Source organism: Streptomyces sp. NRRL WC-3742 (assembly GCF_000720635.1).
In the GTDB taxonomy this organism is placed as follows: Bacteria; Actinomycetota; Actinomycetes; order Streptomycetales; family Streptomycetaceae; genus Kitasatospora.
The window spans coordinates 101,955-119,202 of sequence record NZ_JOCF01000004.1; the positions used below are offsets into that span (position 1 = coordinate 101,955).

Below are 17,248 nucleotides of genomic sequence, written 5' to 3' on the forward strand. Positions count from 1 at the left end.
ACAGCCGGCAGATAACAGCGAACAGATGACAGCTGACGGTATCCGTCAGCTGAAGCCTGTCAGCCCTCCTCCGCCAACCGCTCCGCCTGCACCTCGGGGCGCTTGCTGTCCCACAGCATCTCCCACACCTTGAACACGCAGTGGTAGTCGCGCATGCTCCCCTGGGAGATCAGCAGATAGGTGTCCCCGTCCCGCAGCAGCGTCCGGTGCCGGCTGTTGAACGGGTGCTGCGGAGTGAACGTCGGCACGATGCGCCGCAACTCCTCCACGGCCTCCTCGCGGGAGCCCTCGACCTCGCCCAGCACCTGGCTGCCCCAGATGCGGTCCTGGCCGATGCCGACGGTCTCCTCGACGACCAGCGCCCAGCGCGCCATGCCACCCTCCCCGTGTCGCTTTCCTCACGCCTTCGCGTCCGTCCACCGCCGGGCCGAGTGCGCGATACTCGCCGCAACCCGCCCACGGCCGGTGCCCCTCGAACACTACGCAGACAGTACGCCGAGACGACAAGGAGCTTCGATGACGAAGCCGCCCCGGATCGACCCCGCCGACCTCCTCGCCGTCGGCGACCTCCTCACCGACGAGGAGCGGCTGATCCGCGACACCGTCCGCCGGTTCACCGAGGAGCGTATCCGCCCCCACCTCGGCGACTGGTTCGAACGCGGTGTCTTCCCCGCCCGCGAACTCGCCCCCGAACTCGGCGCCCTCGGCGTGCTCGGCATGCACCTCGACGGCTACGGCTGCGCGGGAGCGGACGCCGTCGCGTACGGGGTGGCCTGCATGGAACTGGAGGCCGCGGACTCCGGGCTGCGCAGCTTCGTCTCCGTCCAGGGCTCCCTGGCCATGCGTTCCATCCACGCCTACGGCTCCGAGGAGCAGAAGCAGCGCTGGCTGCCCGGCATGGCCGCCGGCGAGCTGATCGGCTGCTTCGGCCTCACCGAGCCCGACTTCGGCTCCGACCCCGCCAACATGCGCACCCGGGCCGTCCAGAAGGGCGGCGAGGGCGGCGACTGGGTGCTGACCGGCAGCAAGATGTGGATCACCAACGGCAGCATCGCCGACGTCGCCGTCGTCTGGGCCCAGACCGAGGCGGGCGTGCGCGGCTTCCTGGTCGAGCGCGGCACCCGCGGCCTCACCGCCACCGACGTGCACGGCAAGCTCTCCCTGCGCGCCTCCGTCACCAGCGAACTCGCCTTCGACGAGGTCGTCCTGCCCGCCGACGCCGTCCTACCCGGCGTCACGGGCCTTCGCGGCCCCCTCTCCTCCCTCAACGAGGCCCGCTACGGCATCCTGTGGGGCACCGTCGGCGCCGCCCGCGACTGCTACACCGCCGCCCTCGACTATGCCAAGAGCCGTATCCAGTTCGACCGCCCCATCGCCGGCTTCCAGCTGACCCAGCAGAAGCTGGTCGAGATGATGCTGGAGGTCGAGAAGGCGTACCTGGTGGCGCTGCGCATCGGACGGCTCAAGGAGCAGGGCGCCGCCCGTCCGCCGCACATCAGCTTCGGCAAGCTCAACAACGTCCGCACCGCCCTGGAGATCGCCCGCAGCGCCCGTACGATCCTCGGCGCCAACGGCATCACCACCGAGTACCCGGTGCTGCGCCACGCCAACAACCTGGAGTCGGTGCTCACCTACGAGGGCACCAGCGAGATCCACACCCTCGTCCTCGGCGAGGCCATCACCGGCGAGTCCGCCTACCGCTGACACCCCGTCCGTACGGTCCCACCAGGGAAAACGGGTGGCCGGGCCCGCCGTGGCCCGGCTACCGTTCCTGGCATGACCAGCCAGCCCGTCCAGCCACCCCCGACCACCACCCTCTGGCGCCCCACCGGCCCCGAGGAGCTGGCCCTGGTCGAGGCGTCCGGCTGGCGCGTCTGGCCGCCCCGGCTGCCCGACCAGCCGATCTTCTACCCCGTCCTCAACGAGGACTACGCGATCCGCATCGCCCGCGACTGGAACGTGCCGGCCTCCGGCGTCGGCTACGTCACCCGCTTCGAGGTCGACACGGAGTTCCTCGCCCGCTACCCCGTCCAGCAGGCCGGCGGTCGTACCATCCTCGAACTCTGGGTTCCGGCCGATGAGTTGGAGGAGTTCAACACGCACATCGTCGGCCGCATCGACGTCGTCCACGAGTTCCGGCCCCAGCCGTGAGCCCAGCCGTGAGCCCAGCCGAGAGCCCGATCGTGAGCCCAATCGTGACTCAGCCGCGACCCCAGCCGTGACCGGGGCCGTGAAGGGGCCCGCGCCCGTCCTGCTCACCTCCGCCCAGGCGACCAGCACCACCGCCCTGCTCGCCGGGGCCGCCGCCCGTCGGCGCCTGGACACCGCCGTCCTGACCGGCCCCGGCACGGTCGAGGAGCTCGCCGGGCGGCCCGTCCACTGGTACGGCGGCCCGCTCGCCGCCGCCCGGATCGCCGGGCCGCTCGGCCTCGCCCTGCTCGAACCCGAGGACGACTGGCTGCCGCGCCTGCCCCGGGAGTTCACCCGCCGCCGGATCGAACTCACCACCCTCGCCGAGGCGTGGACGCTGCGCCACCCGGCCTTCGTCAAACCGCCCGCCGACAAGTCGATCCCGCCCGCGGTCTACCCGGACGGCACCCGGCTGCCCCGCACCGGCGAGCGGATCGGCCCGGACACCCCCGTCCTGGTCAGCGAACCGGTGACCTTCGCCGCCGAGTACCGGCTCTTCCTCCTCGACGGGCAGGTGCTCACCGGCAGCCGTTACGCCCGCTTCGGCCGGCTCGACCCGGCGCCGCTCACCGAGGCGGCCACCGCCTTCGCCGCCCGCCTGCTCGACGCCGTCGGCGATACCCTGCCCAGCGCCGTCGCCCTGGACGTCGGCCCGATCGCCGACCCGTACGACCCGGCCGAGCACTGGGCCGTGGTCGAGGCCAACCTGCCCTGGTTCGCCCACTGCTACGCGGCCGACCCGGACCGCGTCCTGGACGTCGTGCTGCGCGCCGCGGGCCCGGCCGCCGCACTCTCCCCGGCCGACCGGCGCTTCGCCCGTGCCGCACGCACCGCCGGGACGGCGACCGGCTGACGGGGCCGCTCGACACCTTCCGGACACCTCGTGTTCGATGGGGCGACGCCGCACGGTACGGCGGGCGGTGAACCATGGCGCGGTCGGCGGCGCCCCTCTGCGCGCGCGGCCGGGTGTGCACGACCGAAAGGAACCCCTCTGCCATGACCGCTGCCCAGTGGCCCCGTCCCCGGGTGCTCGTCGTCGGGATCGACGGCGTCCGCCACGACTACCTGGCGAAGGTGCCGATGCCGCACCTCCAGGAGGTCGCCGAGGCCGGATTCCTGGTGCCGGTCACCGTCGCGGACAGCGTGCCCACCATGTCCGGGCCGTGCTGGGCCACCATCGTCACCGGGGTCGAGCCCGCCAAGCACGGCGTCTGGGGCAACCACCTGGGCGGCAACCGCCTCGACGTCTTCCCCGACTTCGCCACCCGCCTCAACCGGGGCGACCGCCGCCGCACCTTCGTCGCGGCCGGCTGGGACCCGCTGATGATCAACGAGTCCGGCGGCCCGCTCTTCCGCGCCCCCGGCCGCCTCTCGTACATAGCGCCCGCCGAGGACACCCCCGAGGCGTGGGAGACCGTCGACGAGGAGGTCACCCGCGAGGCCGTCCACGTCCTGGCCACCGCCGACCCCGAAGCCTCCTTCGTCTACCTCGGCGCCGTCGACGAGACCGCCCACTTCCTCGGCTGCGGCGAGGAGTACCGCGCCTCCATGCGCACCGCCGACGAGCGCCTCGGCCGGCTGCTCGACGCCGTCCGGGGCCGCGCCACGTACGCCGAGGAGCAGTGGACCGTCATCGTCGTCACCGACCACGGGCACGTCGACGAGGGCGGCCACGGCGGCCGCACCGACGAGGAGCGCACCGCCTGGGTCGCCTGCGCCGGGCACGACATCCCGGTCGGCCCGCCCACCGGCGAGATCCGCCACCCGGACGTCGCCGCCCAGGTGTACGCCTCGCTCCTGCGCCCGATCGACCCGCACTGGACGCTGGACGGGCGGCCCTTCCCCGTGGCCCGGCCGGTGGCCACGGGCGTCTGACGGGCGCCTGACGGGGGGACCCCGGGGGACCCCGGGAAGTCCGAAGGGAGTCCGGGCGCCTGCACCCGGGGGAATCCGGTGCCCCGGGTGCAGCAGGCCCGGCTGCGCCGCGGGCGGCCCGGGGCGAGGCTCGATCGGGGCCCGGCGCAGGGCCACCACACGGACTCCGCCGAAGGGGCATACGCCGGAAGGTGGAGACCGTACCCCGTAAGTCGGAAGCAGGATCGCGACCTGGTGGTGACGATCCGACGGCTCGGGCTGGGCCACGATGGGTACACCCGAACGGCGCAGGCCGCCGGCCGGGGCAGGACACGCAGGCAGGACATGCAGAGCAGGACATGCAGGGCAGGGCACACGGGAGAGGGCAGGCGGGCATGAAGGGCATCGTGAGCAAGGTCGCGCTGGGAGTCGCGGGCACCGGCATGGCCGTCGCCGTGGCGGCCGTGGCCATCGGCCCGCGGGTGTCCGACTGGTACGACGAGCACCACCAGGAGCAGTCGGCGTACGAGACCGGCGAGCAGGCGAAGAACGACCGCCGCTCCGTGCCCGGCTGGCTGCCCGACAACGCCTCCTCGGTCAAGTACGTGATGTCCACCACCGGCGACGACCGGCTCCTGGTAGCCACCCTCCCCGAGGGCCGGCTGCCCACCGGCTGCGCCATCGGCGTACCGGGCCGTGTCTCGCACCCGGTGCCGGCGCTCAAGGCCGGCTGGTTCCCGCAGGATGTCGCGGGCAAGGCCACCGGTACCTGCGGCCACTACAGCGTCGCGCTGCACGGCAACCGGCTCTACGCCTGGCAGGACGGCGCGGCGGTGCAGGCGGCGCACCGCGCCGAGCACTCCGCCCGGCGCTGACGGGGCCGTCCGGGGGGACCCCTCCTGTCGGAACCGGGCCGGGCTGCGATAGGACGGGGCGTGATCGAACATCCGTCCCCCTCCGATAGGAGCCCCATGCCCGGCCCGACCGCCGGCGCCGCCGGACCCGCCGGCACCGCCCCCACCACCGGCCCCGAGGCCGCCGCCGATACCGCAGATGTCGCGGATGCCGCCGACGCTGCGGAAGCCGCGGAATCCGCTGGACCCGCCTCCATCACCGGCCCGGCCACGATCGTCGTCCTCGGCGGGCTCGCCGCCCTCGGCCCGCTGACCATCGACCTCTACCTGCCCGGTCTGCCCGCCATCGCCGACGACCTGGCCGCCGACCCGGCCGCCGTGCAGCTCACCCTCACCTTCTCGATGTTCGGCGTCGCCGCCGGGCAGCTGCTCTTCGGGCCGCTCAGCGACCGCTTCGGACGCCGGCCGCCGCTGCTCGTGGGGATGGTCCTCTACACCCTGGCCAGCGCCGTGTGCGCGCTCGCGCCCAACCTGCCCGTGCTGATGGCCGGACGCTTCGTCCAGGGCGCGGCCGGGTCGGCGGGTCTGGTCATCGGACGGGCCATAGCCCGGGACCGCTTCCAGGGGGTGGCGATGCTGCGCTTCCTCGCCTCGATCACGATGATCTCTGGGCTGGCGCCGATCCTCGCCCCGATCCTCGGGGCCCAGATGCTGCGGTTCACCTCCTGGCGGGGCACCTTCGGCGCGCTCACCGCGCTCGGGCTGCTGCTCGCCCTGGCCTCGTTCGGCGCGCTGCGCGAGACGCTGCCCGCGCAGTCCCGGCACGGCGGCGGGATCGGCACGACGCTGCGCACGATGGGCCGGCTGCTGCGCGACCTGCCGTTCCTCGGGCTGGTGCTGACCAACGGCTTCGCGTACGGCGCGCTGTTCGGGTACATCAGCGGCTCCTCGACGGTGCTGCAGCACGTGTTCGAGGTCTCGCCGCAGACGTACAGCCTGCTGTTCGGGCTGAACTCGGTGGCGATCGTGCTGATGACGCAGGTGAACGGGCGGCTGCTGGCGCCGCGCTTCACCCCGCGGGCGCTGGTGCTGGGCGGGCTCGGGACGGCGGTGGCCGCCGGGGTGGCGCTGGTGCTGGGGACGGCGGTGTGGGACGCGGGCCTGGTCGGGTTCTGCGCTCCGCTGTTCGTGCTGATGGGCAGCCTGGGCGTGCTGCTGCCGAACGCCTCCGCCCTGGCGCTCGGCCTGGTCGAACCCCGGGCGGCGGGTACGGCGGCGGCGCTGCTCGGCACGGGCAGCTTCCTGGCGGGCGCGGTGGTCGCGCCGCTGAGCAGCCTCGGCGGACGGCCGTCCGCGGTGCTGCTGGCGATCGTGGTGCTGGCGTCGGGGTTGCTGTCGACGCTGACGTACCTGGTGCTCTGCCGGCCGGGACGGATGCCGGAGGCGGCGGACGCCTGACGGATGGCAGATGACGACTGAAGGATGACGACGGACGGATGACAGCGAACGGATAACAGCTGACGGATGATGAAATCCGTCAGCTGTTATCCGTTCTTCGTTACCTGTTACCTGTTACCTGTTACCTGTCACGTGTCACCCGTCAGCCGTTCGCGCCGATCAGGCGATGGAGAAGTCGTCCCCGTAGACGTTCCCCTGGCCGTACCAGCCGTGCAGGTACACGGTGACGGTGCCGGAGGCGCCGGTGGTGAAGGGGACGGTCAGCTGGGTCCAGCCGGAGGCGACGGTCCAGGTGCTGGCCGTGGCGCCGCCGGAGACGCCCACGTAGGCGTAGTTGCCCTGCACCCAACCGCTCAGCGTGTAGCTGGTGTTGGGCTTGAGGGTGACGGTCTGGGTGCACTCGCCGGTCTGGCTCGCACCGGCCGCGGCCTGGAGCGCGTAGGAACCGGAGTGGACGGGCGTGGAGACGACCGCGCCGCCGCTCTGGCAGGTCCACGGAGCCAGGTTGCCGGTCTCGAAGTCGCCGTTGACCAGGCCGGTGGACGGCGGGGTCGTGCCGGTGACCGTCAGCGAGTAGGTCGCGGTGTGGGTGCCGGAGGCGCCGGTGGCGGTCACGGTCAGGGGGTAGGTGCCCGCCTTGGCGGCCGCCGTGGTGGCGATGTTCAGCGTCGCGCCGTTGCCCGCCGTGACGGTGCCCGGGGTGACGGTGGCCGTGACGCCCGCCGGGGCGCCGCCGACGGACAGGTTCACGCTCTGCGCCGAACCGCTGGTGACGGCCGTGGCGACCGCCGCCGAGGTGGACGAACCGGCGGCGACGCTACCGGAGTTCGGGTTCACCGCGACGGAGAAGTCGTTGCCCGGCTGGGTGCCGGTGACGTTCAGCGTGAAGGTGGTGGTGTGGCTGCCGGAGGCCGCGCTGCCGGTGACGGTCAGCGGGTAGCTGCCGGGCGTCACCGAGGAGGTGGTGGAGACGTTGAGCGTCGCACTGCCGCCCGCGGTGACGGTGCCCGGGGTGACGGTGGCCGTGACGCCCGCCGGGGCGCCGCCGACGGACAGGTTCACGCTCTGCGCCGAGCCGTTGGTGACGGCGGTGGAGATGGCGGCCGAGGTGGACGAACCCGCCTTGACCGTGGCCGAGTTGGGGTTCACCGCCACCGAGAAGTCGTTGCTCACCGTCGTGCCGCCGGTGAACTGCTCGAAGATGTGCGAGAACTCCCAGGTCTCCTGGGTGGTCCCGGAGCAGGTGTCGTCCCCGCCCTTGCCCGGGCAGCCGCCGTTGTCCCGCTGGAGCGCCCAGAAGGACAGCGTGCTGATGCCCTTGGAGACCGCCCAGTTGTAGACGGTTTTGGCGTTGGCCACGGTGAAGGTCTCGGCGGCACCGAAGTCGTCGATGCCGATCATCTCGATGATGCCGATCGAACTCCACAGCTGCGTCGGGGTCTTGCCCGGGTAGAGCTGGGCGAGCTGGTTGTACAGGCCCTGCGCCGAGGTCTGGGTGTCGGCCGCCATGTCGTGGGTGGCGTTGTCGTAGTAGTCGAAGGTCATCATGTTGACGACGTCGATCCGCGCCTTGTTGCTGACGGCGTTCTGGAGCACCGCGAGGCCGCTGTCGGCCAGCCCGTGGGTGGTGGTCGGCAGGGTGTAGGAGAACTGGACGTTGCGCCCGTTGGAGGCGGCCCAGTCCTGCACCTGCTTGATCGCCTTGTTGCGGCGGTCGATTCCGGCGGTGTTGTTCAGCGAGTTGTCCTCGATGTCGAGGTCGATCCGGCTGATGTCGTAGGTGGTGATCACGTTCTCGAACGCGGCCGCGATCTGGCCGACGTCGGTGCAGCTGTCGGCGATCTCGGTGCCGGTGTTGTCGGCCGTGTAGCCGCCGAAGGAGGGGATCACGTCCCCGCCGTTGGCCCGGATGGTGGCGATGTCGGCGCCGAAGGTGGAGGAGGAGACCGGCTTGGACGTGTCGCCGTTCCAGTACGGCGTGCAGGAGCCCTTGGTGGCGGCCTGGAGGAAGGCCATCGTCAGGTACTTGTTGCCGGACTGCGCGGCCACGGTGGCGGGGCTCTGGCCGGTCCAGGACTCGAAGTAGGGGGCGAAGACCCGGCTCGGCAGCGGGGTCGCGGCCTGGGCGGTGCCCGTCCCGGCGGCGACGAGGCCGGCCGAGGCGGCCAGGGTGGCGCAGGCCGTCAGCGCCGCCTGAATGGTTCTGCGTAGACGCATCGGTTCTCCAACAGACGTGGTGGGGGATGGTGTTGGGGCGGTGCGAAGCGGGCCGGGGCGCTGGTGCGGCCGGTGGGGTCGGCCGCGTGCACGGTCCGGTCCGGGGGAGCCGGGGAGGTGGACATACGGGCGTGCGGACATGTGGACATGCGGGCGTGCGAGAACCCGCCGACTCGCGCGGCGGTGCGGCGGCGGTGCGAACGCGCACGCCGTACCGGGGGCGGGGGGTGGAGCGGGACAGGGCAGGGCAGTGCCTCAGCCGCCGGTGGTCACACCCCCACAGTGCATCCCGGTCGGATCGACATGCCTATGTTTGGACTAGACCACTGCTCTGTCAAGAGTCCTAACTGTTCGTCGGCGCACGGGCTTTGGCGTGTCCGGACAGGAGCACGAAAGGCGGAGGGCCCCGGAAACGCCACGGCCGCGCACCCGTCGGACGGGGCGCGGCCGCGGCCGCCCGGCGCTCAGGACACCGGGCGGTCCGGAGGCCGCGGGCGGTGGGGGCCGCCGCGGCCGGAAGTGGTCGGCGAGAGGGTGCGGCTAGGGCCTGTCCGGCAAGATCCGCCGGACAGGCCCTAGCGGGACGGCGGGCAGAGCGTGGAGCGCAGCGCGTCGTTGATCTTCGCGGCGGTCTCCGGTCCGAGGCCCTGCGGGTGCTGGGGGGAGGTGAAGCGCTGGTCGGCCAGTTCGGCCAACTTCTGCTTGTCCTTGGGGAACTGGAAGATCGCTTGGCACTGGCTGCGGGCCCGTTCCACGGCCTGGCCGGGCTTGCCGTCGACGATCGCCGGGTCGATCGCGTTCAGGGCGGCGACCAGCTTGGCCGTCAGGTCGGCGTCCGGCTTGCCGGGCAGTCCGGCGTCGGTGGGCGGGGCGGGCTTGGCGGGGGCGGGCGCCCCGGGGGAGGCGCCGTCGGCCGGGGTGGAGGCCGGGGCGGTGCCCGTCGCATCCGCGGTGGGAGCGGCCGAAGCGGCCGTGCCGTTGGCCGTGGCGGCGGTGGTGGTGGGGGAGCCGGCGGCGGAGGAGCCCGATCCGGAGCCGGAACTGGAGCAGGCAGCGAGGCTCACCGCGGCGAATGCCGTGAGGGTGGCGGCGAGGAGACGAGTGCGCATGGCGTCACCCTGTCATGTTCGCGGCGCCGAAGGGAAGGTCCCCCGGCGAAGGACCGGCCCCGGGGGAGGCCCCGGAAACGGCCGCGGAAACGGGCGCGAAAACGGCCGCGGACGGGCACGGGCGACGGGCGACGGGCGGCGAGGTCCAGGACCCCGCCGCCCGTCACGCCGCACAGCGGACCAAGTGGAGCGTCAGCCGAGGCCGTTGGACTTCAGCCAGTCCTTGGCCACCGCCGACGGGTCCTCCTTGTCCACCGCGACCCGCTTCATCAGCGCCGTCAGCCCGGCCGTGTCCAGCTTGGCCGAGACCGCGTTCAGCGCCGCCGTCGCCTTGGCGTCCACGCCCGACTTGTTGACCAGCGGGGTGACGTTCTGCGCGCCGAAGACGTTCTTCGGGTCCGCCAGCGGGACGAGCTTGTACTGGACGATCTTCGGGTCGGTGGTGAACACGTTGCCGACCTGGATGCCGCCGTCCTTGAGCGCGTTCGCCGTGGTGTCGCCGGTGGGCTTCCACTCCTTGAACGTCAGCCCGTAGACGTCCTTGAACTGCTGCTCGCGGCGGGTCTTGAACTCCGGTGGCCCGCCGATGCTGAACTCGCCGGCCTTGGCCGCGAGGTCGGCGATGCTCTTGAGGCCGTACTTGTCGGCGCTCTCCTGGGTCACGCTCAGCGAGTCCTTGTCCTCGGCCGGCGAGGAGTCCAGAACCGTCAGCGAGGAGGGCAGCGCCTTGGCCAGCGCCGCGTTGACGTCCTGGGTGGTGACGGCGGTGGCCTTGGCGTCCAGGTAGGCGAGCAGCGCGCCGTTGTACTCGGGCAGCACCGTCAGGTTGCCGCTCTGCAGCTGCCCGTACAGCACCTCGCGGCTGCCGATGTTGAACTTCTCCTCGACCTTGACGCCCTTGGCCTTGAGGGCCTGCGAGTAGATCGAGCCGAGCAGCACGTTCTCGGGGAAGTTCGCCGAGCCGACGACCACCGTCGAACCGGAGCCGCCCGAAGCGCCGGAGCCGCCCGCGGCGGAAGCGCCCGAGGAGGCCGTGGAGGCGCCCAGCGGGTCGCCGCCCGAGGAGCTGCAGGCGGTGGCGCCGAGGGCGAGCGCGGCGAGCGTGCCGAGGACGACGGCGCGTCGGCCCCTGTGGGATGTCGACATGGTGACGAATGTCCTTCCGGAGTGGACGGGAGAGGCGAGTAGAAGACCTGGAAGACGTGGAAGACCTGGAAGACGTGGAGGAGGAGTGGCCGGGAGGGGATCAGCGGGCCCGCGCCTGGGCGCGCACCCCCGACGGGAGCGCGAACCGGGAGAGCAGGGCGAACACCGCCTGGGCGGCGACGGCGAGCAGCACCACCAGCAGCGCCCCGCCCACCGTGGAGGAGAAGCGGCGGGTGGCCAGCCCGTCGATGACGTAGCGGCCGAGCCCGCCGAGACCCACGTACGCGGCCACCGTGGCCGTCGCGATCACCTGGACGGTGGCGGTGCGCAGCCCGGCGAGCAGCGTCGGCGAGGCGGCGGGGAGGCAGACCTGCCACAGGACCTGCGGGTGGGTCAGGCCGATGCCGCGCGCCGCGTCCCGTACGTCCGGGTCGGTGCCGCGCACCCCCTCGACGGCGGCCACCAGCAGCGGCGGCGCGGCCAGCGCCACCAGGGCGATCAGCACGGCCGTCTCGCCGACCCCGATGAGCAGCACCGCCAGCGTCACCAGGCCCAGCGTGGGCAGCGCGCGGGTGGCGCCCGCGAAGGCGGTGACCACGGTGACGCCCCGCCCGGTGTAGCCGATCAGGAGGCCCAGCGGTACGGCCAGCAGCGCCGCGTACAGCAGCGCCTCGCCCGAGAACAGCAGGTGCTCCAGGACGCGGTGGACGATCGCGTCCGGGCCGCTGCGGTGGTCGGGGGCGGTGAAGAACTCGTTGAGCCAGTCCAGCCAGTTCACGAGCCGGCCCCCTTCTGCCGCACGGCCCACGGCGCCAGCAGCCGGCGCGAGCCCACCAGCAGCAGGTCGACGGCCAGGGCGAGGACGGCGATCAGGGCGATGCCCGCCCAGATGGGGGTGGGGAAGTTGCGCTGGTAGCCGTCGATGAACAGGTAGCCGAGCCCGCCGCGCCCGACCAGCGCGCCGACGCTCGCCAGCGAGATGCTGGACACCGCCGCGACCCGAAGCCCGGCGATCAGGTACGGCACGGCGGCGGGCAGTTCGACGGCGGTCAGCCGGTGCCAGGGCCCGTACCCCATGGCGGTGGCGGCCTGGCGTACGGCGTCCGGGACGGCGCGCAGCCCGTCCACGGTGGTCGGCAGCAGCACGGCCAGCGCGTAGAAGGTCAGCGGGATCATCACCGTCGCCTGGGTGGCGAGCCCGGTGTACGGGATCAGGATGATGAACACCGCCAGCGAGGGCAGCGCGTAGACGATGTTGAAGACGGCGGACAGCGGCTGGTAGAGCCGGGGGAAGCGGGCGCAGGCCAGGCCCAGCGGGACGGCGGCCAGCAGGCCGATCAGGACGGGGACGAGGGCGATCACGGCGTGGTCGGCGAGCAGGTCGCCGAGGTAGCCGAGGTGGTCGCCGATCCAGTACCAGCGGATGATCGGTTCATCGTCCACCGGCGGCTCCGTCCGTCAGTGCCGGGGCGGACAGCGCGGCGAGGACGGCCTCGCGGCTCGCGGTGCCCGTCACCCGCCCGTCCGCGTCCAGTACGGCGGCCACTCCGGCGGGGGAGAGGACGGCCGCGTCCAGCGCGGTGCGCAGGGTGTCCGCCTCCGGGCGGAAGCCCGGGGCCGGGTGCGGTCCGGCGCCCGCGGCGTCCCGGTCGATCCAGCCGGCCGGGCGGCGGTCCTCGTCCAGCGTCAACTCCCAGCCGCCGTAGCGCAGCCCGTCACCGAGCGGGCGGACGGCGACGGCGCTCGCGGGCCGCAGCGCCAGCCCGCGCAGGCCCCGGTCCCGGCCGAGGAAGGCGGCCACGCCGTCGTCGGCGGGGGAGGTGAGCAGGGTGTGCGGATCGGCCAGCTGGGCTATTCGGCCGTGCTCGCGCAGCACCACGACCTGGTCGCCGAGGCGTACGGCCTCCTCGATGTCGTGGGTGACGAACAGCACCGTCTTGTGCAGTTCGGACTGCAGCCGCAGCAGCTCGTCCTGCAGCCCGGCGCGCACCACCGGGTCGACGGCGCTGAACGGCTCGTCCATCAGCAGGACCGGCGGGTCGGCGGCCAGGGCTCGCGCCACGCCGACGCGCTGCTGCTGGCCGCCGGAGAGCTGGAACGGGTACCGCTTGGCGGTCTCGGGCGCAAGACCGACCAGCTCGAGCAGCTCGGCGGCCCGGGCGCGGGCCCGCTTGCGGTCCCAGCCGAGCAGCAGCGGGACGGTGGCGACGTTGTCGATCACCTTGCGGTGCGGGAAGAGGCCCGCCTGCTGGATCACGTACCCGATGCCGCGGCGCAGCTTGGCGGGCTCCAGGCCGGCCACGTCGGCGCCGTCCAGCAGGACCCGGCCGGAGGTGGGCTCGACCATCCGGTTGACCATCCGCAGCAGGGTGGTCTTGCCGCAGCCTGACGGCCCGACCAGGACGGTCGTGCGGCCGGTGGGGACCTCCAGGTCCAGGCCCTCGACGGCGATGGTGCCGTCGGGGTGGCGCTTGCCGGCGCCGTCGAATCTGATCACGGGGTGTTTCCTCGTCAGGGCGCCCGGGGAAGGCGGCGCCTGGATCGGTCGGTGGGACAGTCGTTCGGTTGACAGCGGATCCAACCGCCGGGGTGTCGACGTTCTTCCGCCGTTCTACGCCCGCGTGGCTGCCCAGCTTCGGAGCGGTGGAAACTCTGATCAGACTATGACCTGCGTCATCCGCTGTCGCACGGATATCAGCCACGGGCCTCTCAACGGCCCCCCTGACGCGTCGGCAGCCCGGCCGCCGCCCAGCCGACGAAACCGCCGTCCAGGTCCGTCGCCCGGTGCAGCCCCAGCTCCCGCAGCGTCGCCGCGGCCAGGCTGGAGGCGTAGCCCTCCGAGCAGACCACGATCACCTCCACGTCGTACCCGGTCGCCTCGGCGATGCGGTGGCTGCCCGTCGGGTCCAGCCGCCACTCCAGCACGTTGCGCTCGATGATCAGCGAACCGGGGATCTCCCCCTCCGCCGCGCGCTGCGCCGCCGGACGGATGTCCACCAGCAGCGCGCCCTCCCGCTGCGCCCGGTGCGCCTCCAGCGCCCCCGGCCGGTGGACGCCCTCGCGGGAGCGCTCCACCAGGTCGTCGATCGTGGTCACCATTGCTCCGGTCCTTCCATCGAGGTGCGGACGAGCCCTTCGGCCCGCAGGTCGTAGTGCGCCATCGAACTGAGCGGCGGCGAGTAGGCGTGCAGGGTGACGGCCGGGCCGACGGCCGTGTTGCGCACGTCGTGGACGTACTCGGGGCCGAACGCCCGGGCCGTCCCGGCCGGGACCCTGCGGATCAGCAGCCCCTGGTCCGGCCCGCCGAGGGACAGCTCCTCCAATTCGCCCAGCGCGACCGTGAAGGCGCCGCGCGAGCCGCCGTGGTCGTGGAAGCCGGTCGACTGGCCGGGCAGCCAGCTGATCAGCCACACCTCGTGGTCCTCGTCGCCCGCCAGGCGGCGGTACCAGCGCTCCTCGGTGGAGAGGCGGACGTGGTGGACCCACCGGTCGGGGCGTTCGGCCAGGTCGCGGACGATCGTGCGCAGGGTGCTCGGGGTGAGCGGTGTACGGGCCCCGGCGTCCGGGTCGGGGGCCGAGTCGGCGGCCGGGTCGGGCTCGGTCAGGGGCGTGGCACTCAGGCTCATCGGGGCGTCCTCGGATGCGGCGGGAACGTCGAATGGTCTGCCCGGGCCCGGCGAGCGAGCGCGTGGACGGGCCGCGGGAGCGGCCCGGAACGCGGCGGTGCGGTGCGCCGGTGCGGGCGGGAGTCAGAACTGCGGGTGCGGGTGCGAGCCGAGGGCCCTGGCAGACGTCACAGGGAAGGCCACGCGGAGAGGGGAAGGGTCAACAGGCACAGATGGAACTCGCCTGGCGTCGCAGATCGACGTGCAGGCGGCAGACCAGAGTGGTGCCGGTGTCCATGAGCCGGATCCTTCCCGAGCGACGCGGGCCAAGTCAAGCCGGGACGCGGACGGCTCCACCGCCGCACCGGCCGGGGGCGAGGAATGCATCCGGGTGGGCGGATGCGTAAGGAGGCGACCCGCGGGGTAGATGACCGTTTCATCCCGCCCCGCCAACCCTCGAAGCGCGGCCCGGCCCCCGCGGCCGAGCGGCGCAGTTGCGGAGGTACCCATGTCGCAGATCGTCCGTGCCGCGCTCGTCCAGACCCGCTGGACAGGCGACCAGGAGAGCATGATCGCCCTCCACGAGCGCCACGCCCGCGAGGCCGCCGCCCAGGGCGCGCGGATCATCGGCTTCCAGGAGGTGTTCAACGCCCCGTACTTCTGTCAGGTCCAGGAGGCCGAGCACTACCGCTGGGCGGAGGCCGTCCCCGACGGCCCGACCGTACGCCGCATGCAGGACCTCGCCCGCGAACTCGGCCTGGTGATCGTCGTCCCCGTGTACGAGGAGGAGCAGACGGGCGTCTACTACAACACCGCCGCCGTGATCGACGCCGACGGCAGCTACCTCGGCAAGTACCGCAAGCACCACATCCCCCAGGTCAAGGGCTTCTGGGAGAAGTTCTACTTCAAGCCCGGCAACCTCGGCTGGCCCGTCTTCGACACCGCCGTCGGCAAGGTCGGCGTCTACATCTGCTACGACCGCCACTTCCCCGAGGGCTGGCGGGCACTGGGCCTCGCGGGCGCCCAGATCGTCTACAACCCCTCCGCCACCAGCCGGGGGCTGTCCTCCTACCTGTGGCAGCTCGAACAGCCCGCCGCCGCCGTCGCCAACGAGTACTTCGTCGCCGCCATCAACCGCGTCGGCACCGAGGAGTACGGCGACAACGACTTCTACGGCACCTCCTACTTCGTCGACCCGCGCGGGCAGTTCGTCGGCGAGGTCGCCTCCGACAAGGAGGAGGAACTCGTCGTCCGCGACCTCGACCTCGGCCTGATCGAACAGGTCCGCCAGCAGTGGGCGTTCTACCGGGACCGCCGCCCGGACGCCTACGGCCCGCTCGCCGAGGCGTGAGGGGCACCGCGATGACCACCCGCGACCCCGGGCAGCGCACGATCATCCGCGGCGGCCTCGTCGTCACCGCCACCGAGGAACTCCACGCCGACGTCCTCGTCGAGGGCGAACGCATCGCCGCGCTCGCCGCCACCGGCAGCGCCGCCGCCGACGCCTGGAGCGCCGGGACCGTCATCGACGCCACCGGCCACTACGTCATCCCGGGCGGCGTCGACGCCCACACCCACATGGAACTGCCCTTCGGCGGCACCGCGGCCTCCGACACCTTCGAGACCGGCACCCGCGCCGCCGCCTGGGGCGGCACCACCACCATCGTCGACTTCGCCGTCCAGCCCGTCGGCAGCTCCCTGCGCGAGGGCCTGGACACCTGGCACGCCAAGGCCGACGGCAACTGCGCCGTCGACTACGCCTTCCACACCATCGTCTCCGACGTCAACGACGCCGTCCTCAAGGAGATGGACACCCTCGTCGACTCCGGCGAGTCCACCTCCTTCAAGCTCTTCATGGCCTACCCCGGCGTCTTCTACAGCGACGACGGCCGCATCCTGCGCGCCATGCAGCGCGGCGCCGCCAACGGCGGGCTCATCATGATGCACGCCGAGAACGGCATCGCCATCGACGTCCTCGTCGAACAGGCCCTCGCCGCAGGGAAGACCGACCCCCGCTACCACGGCGAGGTGCGGCGCGAACTCCTCGAGGCCGAGGCCACCCACCGGGCCGTCAAACTCGCCCAGGTCGCGGGCAGCCCGCTGTACGTCGTGCACGTCTCCGCCGCCTCCGCGCTCGCCGAGATCGCCCGCGCCCGCGACGAAGGGCTCGACGTCTTCGGCGAGACCTGCCCGCAGTACCTCTTCCTCTCCACGGACAACCTCGCCGAACCGGGCTTCGAAGGCGCCAAGTACGTGTGCAGCACGCCGCTTCGGCCGCGCGAGCACCAGGAGGCGCTCTGGCGCGGGCTGCGCACCGACGACCTCCAGGTGGTCTCCACCGACCACTGCCCGTTCTGCTTCGTCGGGCAGAAGGAGCTCGGCCGCGGGGACTTCTCGAAGATCCCCAACGGCCTTCCGGGCGTGGAGAACCGGATGGACCTGCTCCACCAGGCCGTGGTGGAGGGGCGGATCAGCCGGCGCCGCTGGGTCGAGATCGCCTGCACCGCCCCGGCCCGGATGTTCGGCCTCCACCCGCGCAAGGGCACCGTCGCGCCGGGCGCCGACGCCGACCTCGTCGTCTACGACCCCGTGGCCGTGCAGACCGTCTCCGCCGCCACCCACCACATGAACGTCGACTACTCGGCCTACGAGGGGCGCCAACTCACCGGCCGCGTACGGACGGTGCTCTCGCGCGGCACCGTCGTGCTGGACGACGGCCGATGGCTCGGCCGCGCCGGGCACGGCACCTTCCTGCGCCGGGGGACCTGCGGGTACCTGCGCTGATCCGCCCCTGTTCCTTCACCCCCGCCTCTGG

The 17,248-nt window shown here is 72.7% G+C and carries 18 protein-coding genes; 8 read left to right on the forward strand and 10 right to left on the reverse strand.

Going from position 1 to position 17,248, the window contains the following annotated elements; translation table 11 throughout:
• Window positions 1-59: 59 nt before the first annotated feature.
• Entirely contained in the window at window positions 60-374 is a 315-nt protein-coding gene (locus IH61_RS0104055) for a hypothetical protein (RefSeq protein WP_051836198.1), read from the reverse strand.
• 142 nt (window positions 375-516) lie between these two features.
• On the opposite strand from IH61_RS0104055, the gene IH61_RS0104060 reads away from it, so the two are divergent.
• The 6 genes from IH61_RS0104060 to IH61_RS0104085 all read left to right on the forward strand — a co-directional run bounded on the left by IH61_RS0104060 (window position 517) and on the right by IH61_RS0104085 (window position 6,356).
• Window positions 517-1,704: an acyl-CoA dehydrogenase family protein gene (locus IH61_RS0104060; RefSeq protein ID WP_031064987.1), complete on the forward strand. Its 1,188-nt coding sequence runs from the start codon at window positions 517-519 to the stop codon at window positions 1,702-1,704.
• Window positions 1,705-1,776: 72 nt separating this feature from the next.
• The gene (locus IH61_RS0104065) at window positions 1,777-2,151 is read left to right on the forward strand and encodes a hypothetical protein (protein ID WP_031064990.1); all 375 of its coding nucleotides are present in this window, start codon (window positions 1,777-1,779) and stop codon (window positions 2,149-2,151) included.
• Window positions 2,152-2,218: 67 nt separating this feature from the next.
• Window positions 2,219-3,043: an ATP-grasp domain-containing protein gene (locus tag IH61_RS0104070; protein WP_234327013.1), complete on the forward strand. Its 825-nt coding sequence runs from the start codon at window positions 2,219-2,221 to the stop codon at window positions 3,041-3,043.
• Between the two features lie 143 nt (window positions 3,044-3,186).
• A complete protein-coding gene (locus IH61_RS0104075; protein ID WP_031064995.1) occupies window positions 3,187-4,065 on the forward strand; it encodes an alkaline phosphatase family protein in 879 nt (292 codons plus the stop codon).
• 374 nt (window positions 4,066-4,439) lie between these two features.
• A complete protein-coding gene (locus tag IH61_RS0104080; RefSeq protein ID WP_031064997.1) occupies window positions 4,440-4,919 on the forward strand; it encodes a hypothetical protein in 480 nt (159 codons plus the stop codon).
• Between the two features lie 96 nt (window positions 4,920-5,015).
• Window positions 5,016-6,356, forward strand: a complete 1,341-nt coding sequence (locus IH61_RS0104085) for a multidrug effflux MFS transporter (RefSeq protein ID WP_051836199.1) — start codon at window positions 5,016-5,018, stop codon at window positions 6,354-6,356.
• A gap of 159 nt (window positions 6,357-6,515) precedes the next feature.
• On the opposite strand, the gene IH61_RS0104090 is transcribed toward IH61_RS0104085, so the two are convergent.
• From IH61_RS0104090 to IH61_RS50160, 9 genes are all read right to left on the reverse strand, one after another.
• Window positions 6,516-8,573, reverse strand: a complete 2,058-nt coding sequence (locus IH61_RS0104090; RefSeq protein ID WP_031065002.1) for a carbohydrate binding domain-containing protein — start codon at window positions 8,571-8,573, stop codon at window positions 6,516-6,518.
• Between the two features lie 575 nt (window positions 8,574-9,148).
• Window positions 9,149-9,682 carry a hypothetical protein gene (locus IH61_RS46745; protein WP_051836200.1) on the reverse strand — a complete coding sequence of 178 codons (534 nt, stop codon included), beginning with the start codon at window positions 9,680-9,682 and terminating at the stop codon, window positions 9,149-9,151.
• 192 nt (window positions 9,683-9,874) lie between these two features.
• Window positions 9,875-10,828: an ABC transporter substrate-binding protein gene (locus IH61_RS0104100; RefSeq protein WP_031065007.1), complete on the reverse strand. Its 954-nt coding sequence runs from the start codon at window positions 10,826-10,828 to the stop codon at window positions 9,875-9,877.
• A gap of 100 nt (window positions 10,829-10,928) precedes the next feature.
• Window positions 10,929-11,606 carry an ABC transporter permease gene (locus tag IH61_RS0104105; RefSeq protein WP_031065011.1) on the reverse strand — a complete coding sequence of 226 codons (678 nt, stop codon included), beginning with the start codon at window positions 11,604-11,606 and terminating at the stop codon, window positions 10,929-10,931.
• Window positions 11,603-12,271, reverse strand: a complete 669-nt coding sequence (locus IH61_RS0104110; protein ID WP_031065014.1) for an ABC transporter permease — start codon at window positions 12,269-12,271, stop codon at window positions 11,603-11,605. The genes IH61_RS0104105 and IH61_RS0104110 overlap by 4 nt, the downstream gene beginning before the upstream one ends.
• Complete coding sequence (locus tag IH61_RS0104115; protein WP_031065017.1) at window positions 12,261-13,325, reverse strand: ABC transporter ATP-binding protein; 1,065 nt, start codon at window positions 13,323-13,325, stop codon at window positions 12,261-12,263. Before IH61_RS0104115 ends, IH61_RS0104110 begins: the two co-directional genes overlap by 11 nt.
• A 212-nt stretch (window positions 13,326-13,537) precedes the next feature.
• Window positions 13,538-13,927, reverse strand: a complete 390-nt coding sequence (locus IH61_RS0104120) for a rhodanese-like domain-containing protein (protein WP_031065020.1) — start codon at window positions 13,925-13,927, stop codon at window positions 13,538-13,540.
• On the reverse strand, window positions 13,921-14,454 hold the full coding sequence (locus IH61_RS0104125; RefSeq protein ID WP_051836201.1) for a cysteine dioxygenase: 534 nt from the start codon (window positions 14,452-14,454) through the stop codon (window positions 13,921-13,923). The genes IH61_RS0104120 and IH61_RS0104125 overlap by 7 nt, the downstream gene beginning before the upstream one ends.
• Before the next feature lie 199 nt (window positions 14,455-14,653).
• On the reverse strand, window positions 14,654-14,731 hold the full coding sequence (locus IH61_RS50160) for a putative leader peptide (RefSeq protein WP_106981192.1): 78 nt from the start codon (window positions 14,729-14,731) through the stop codon (window positions 14,654-14,656).
• 210 nt (window positions 14,732-14,941) lie between these two features.
• On the opposite strand from IH61_RS50160, the gene IH61_RS0104130 reads away from it, so the two are divergent.
• Window positions 14,942-15,784: a nitrilase-related carbon-nitrogen hydrolase gene (locus IH61_RS0104130; RefSeq protein ID WP_031065026.1), complete on the forward strand. Its 843-nt coding sequence runs from the start codon at window positions 14,942-14,944 to the stop codon at window positions 15,782-15,784.
• A gap of 11 nt (window positions 15,785-15,795) precedes the next feature.
• Window positions 15,796-17,217: a dihydropyrimidinase gene (gene hydA / locus IH61_RS0104135; protein WP_031065029.1), complete on the forward strand. Its 1,422-nt coding sequence runs from the start codon at window positions 15,796-15,798 to the stop codon at window positions 17,215-17,217.
• Window positions 17,218-17,248 lie beyond the last annotated feature (31 nt).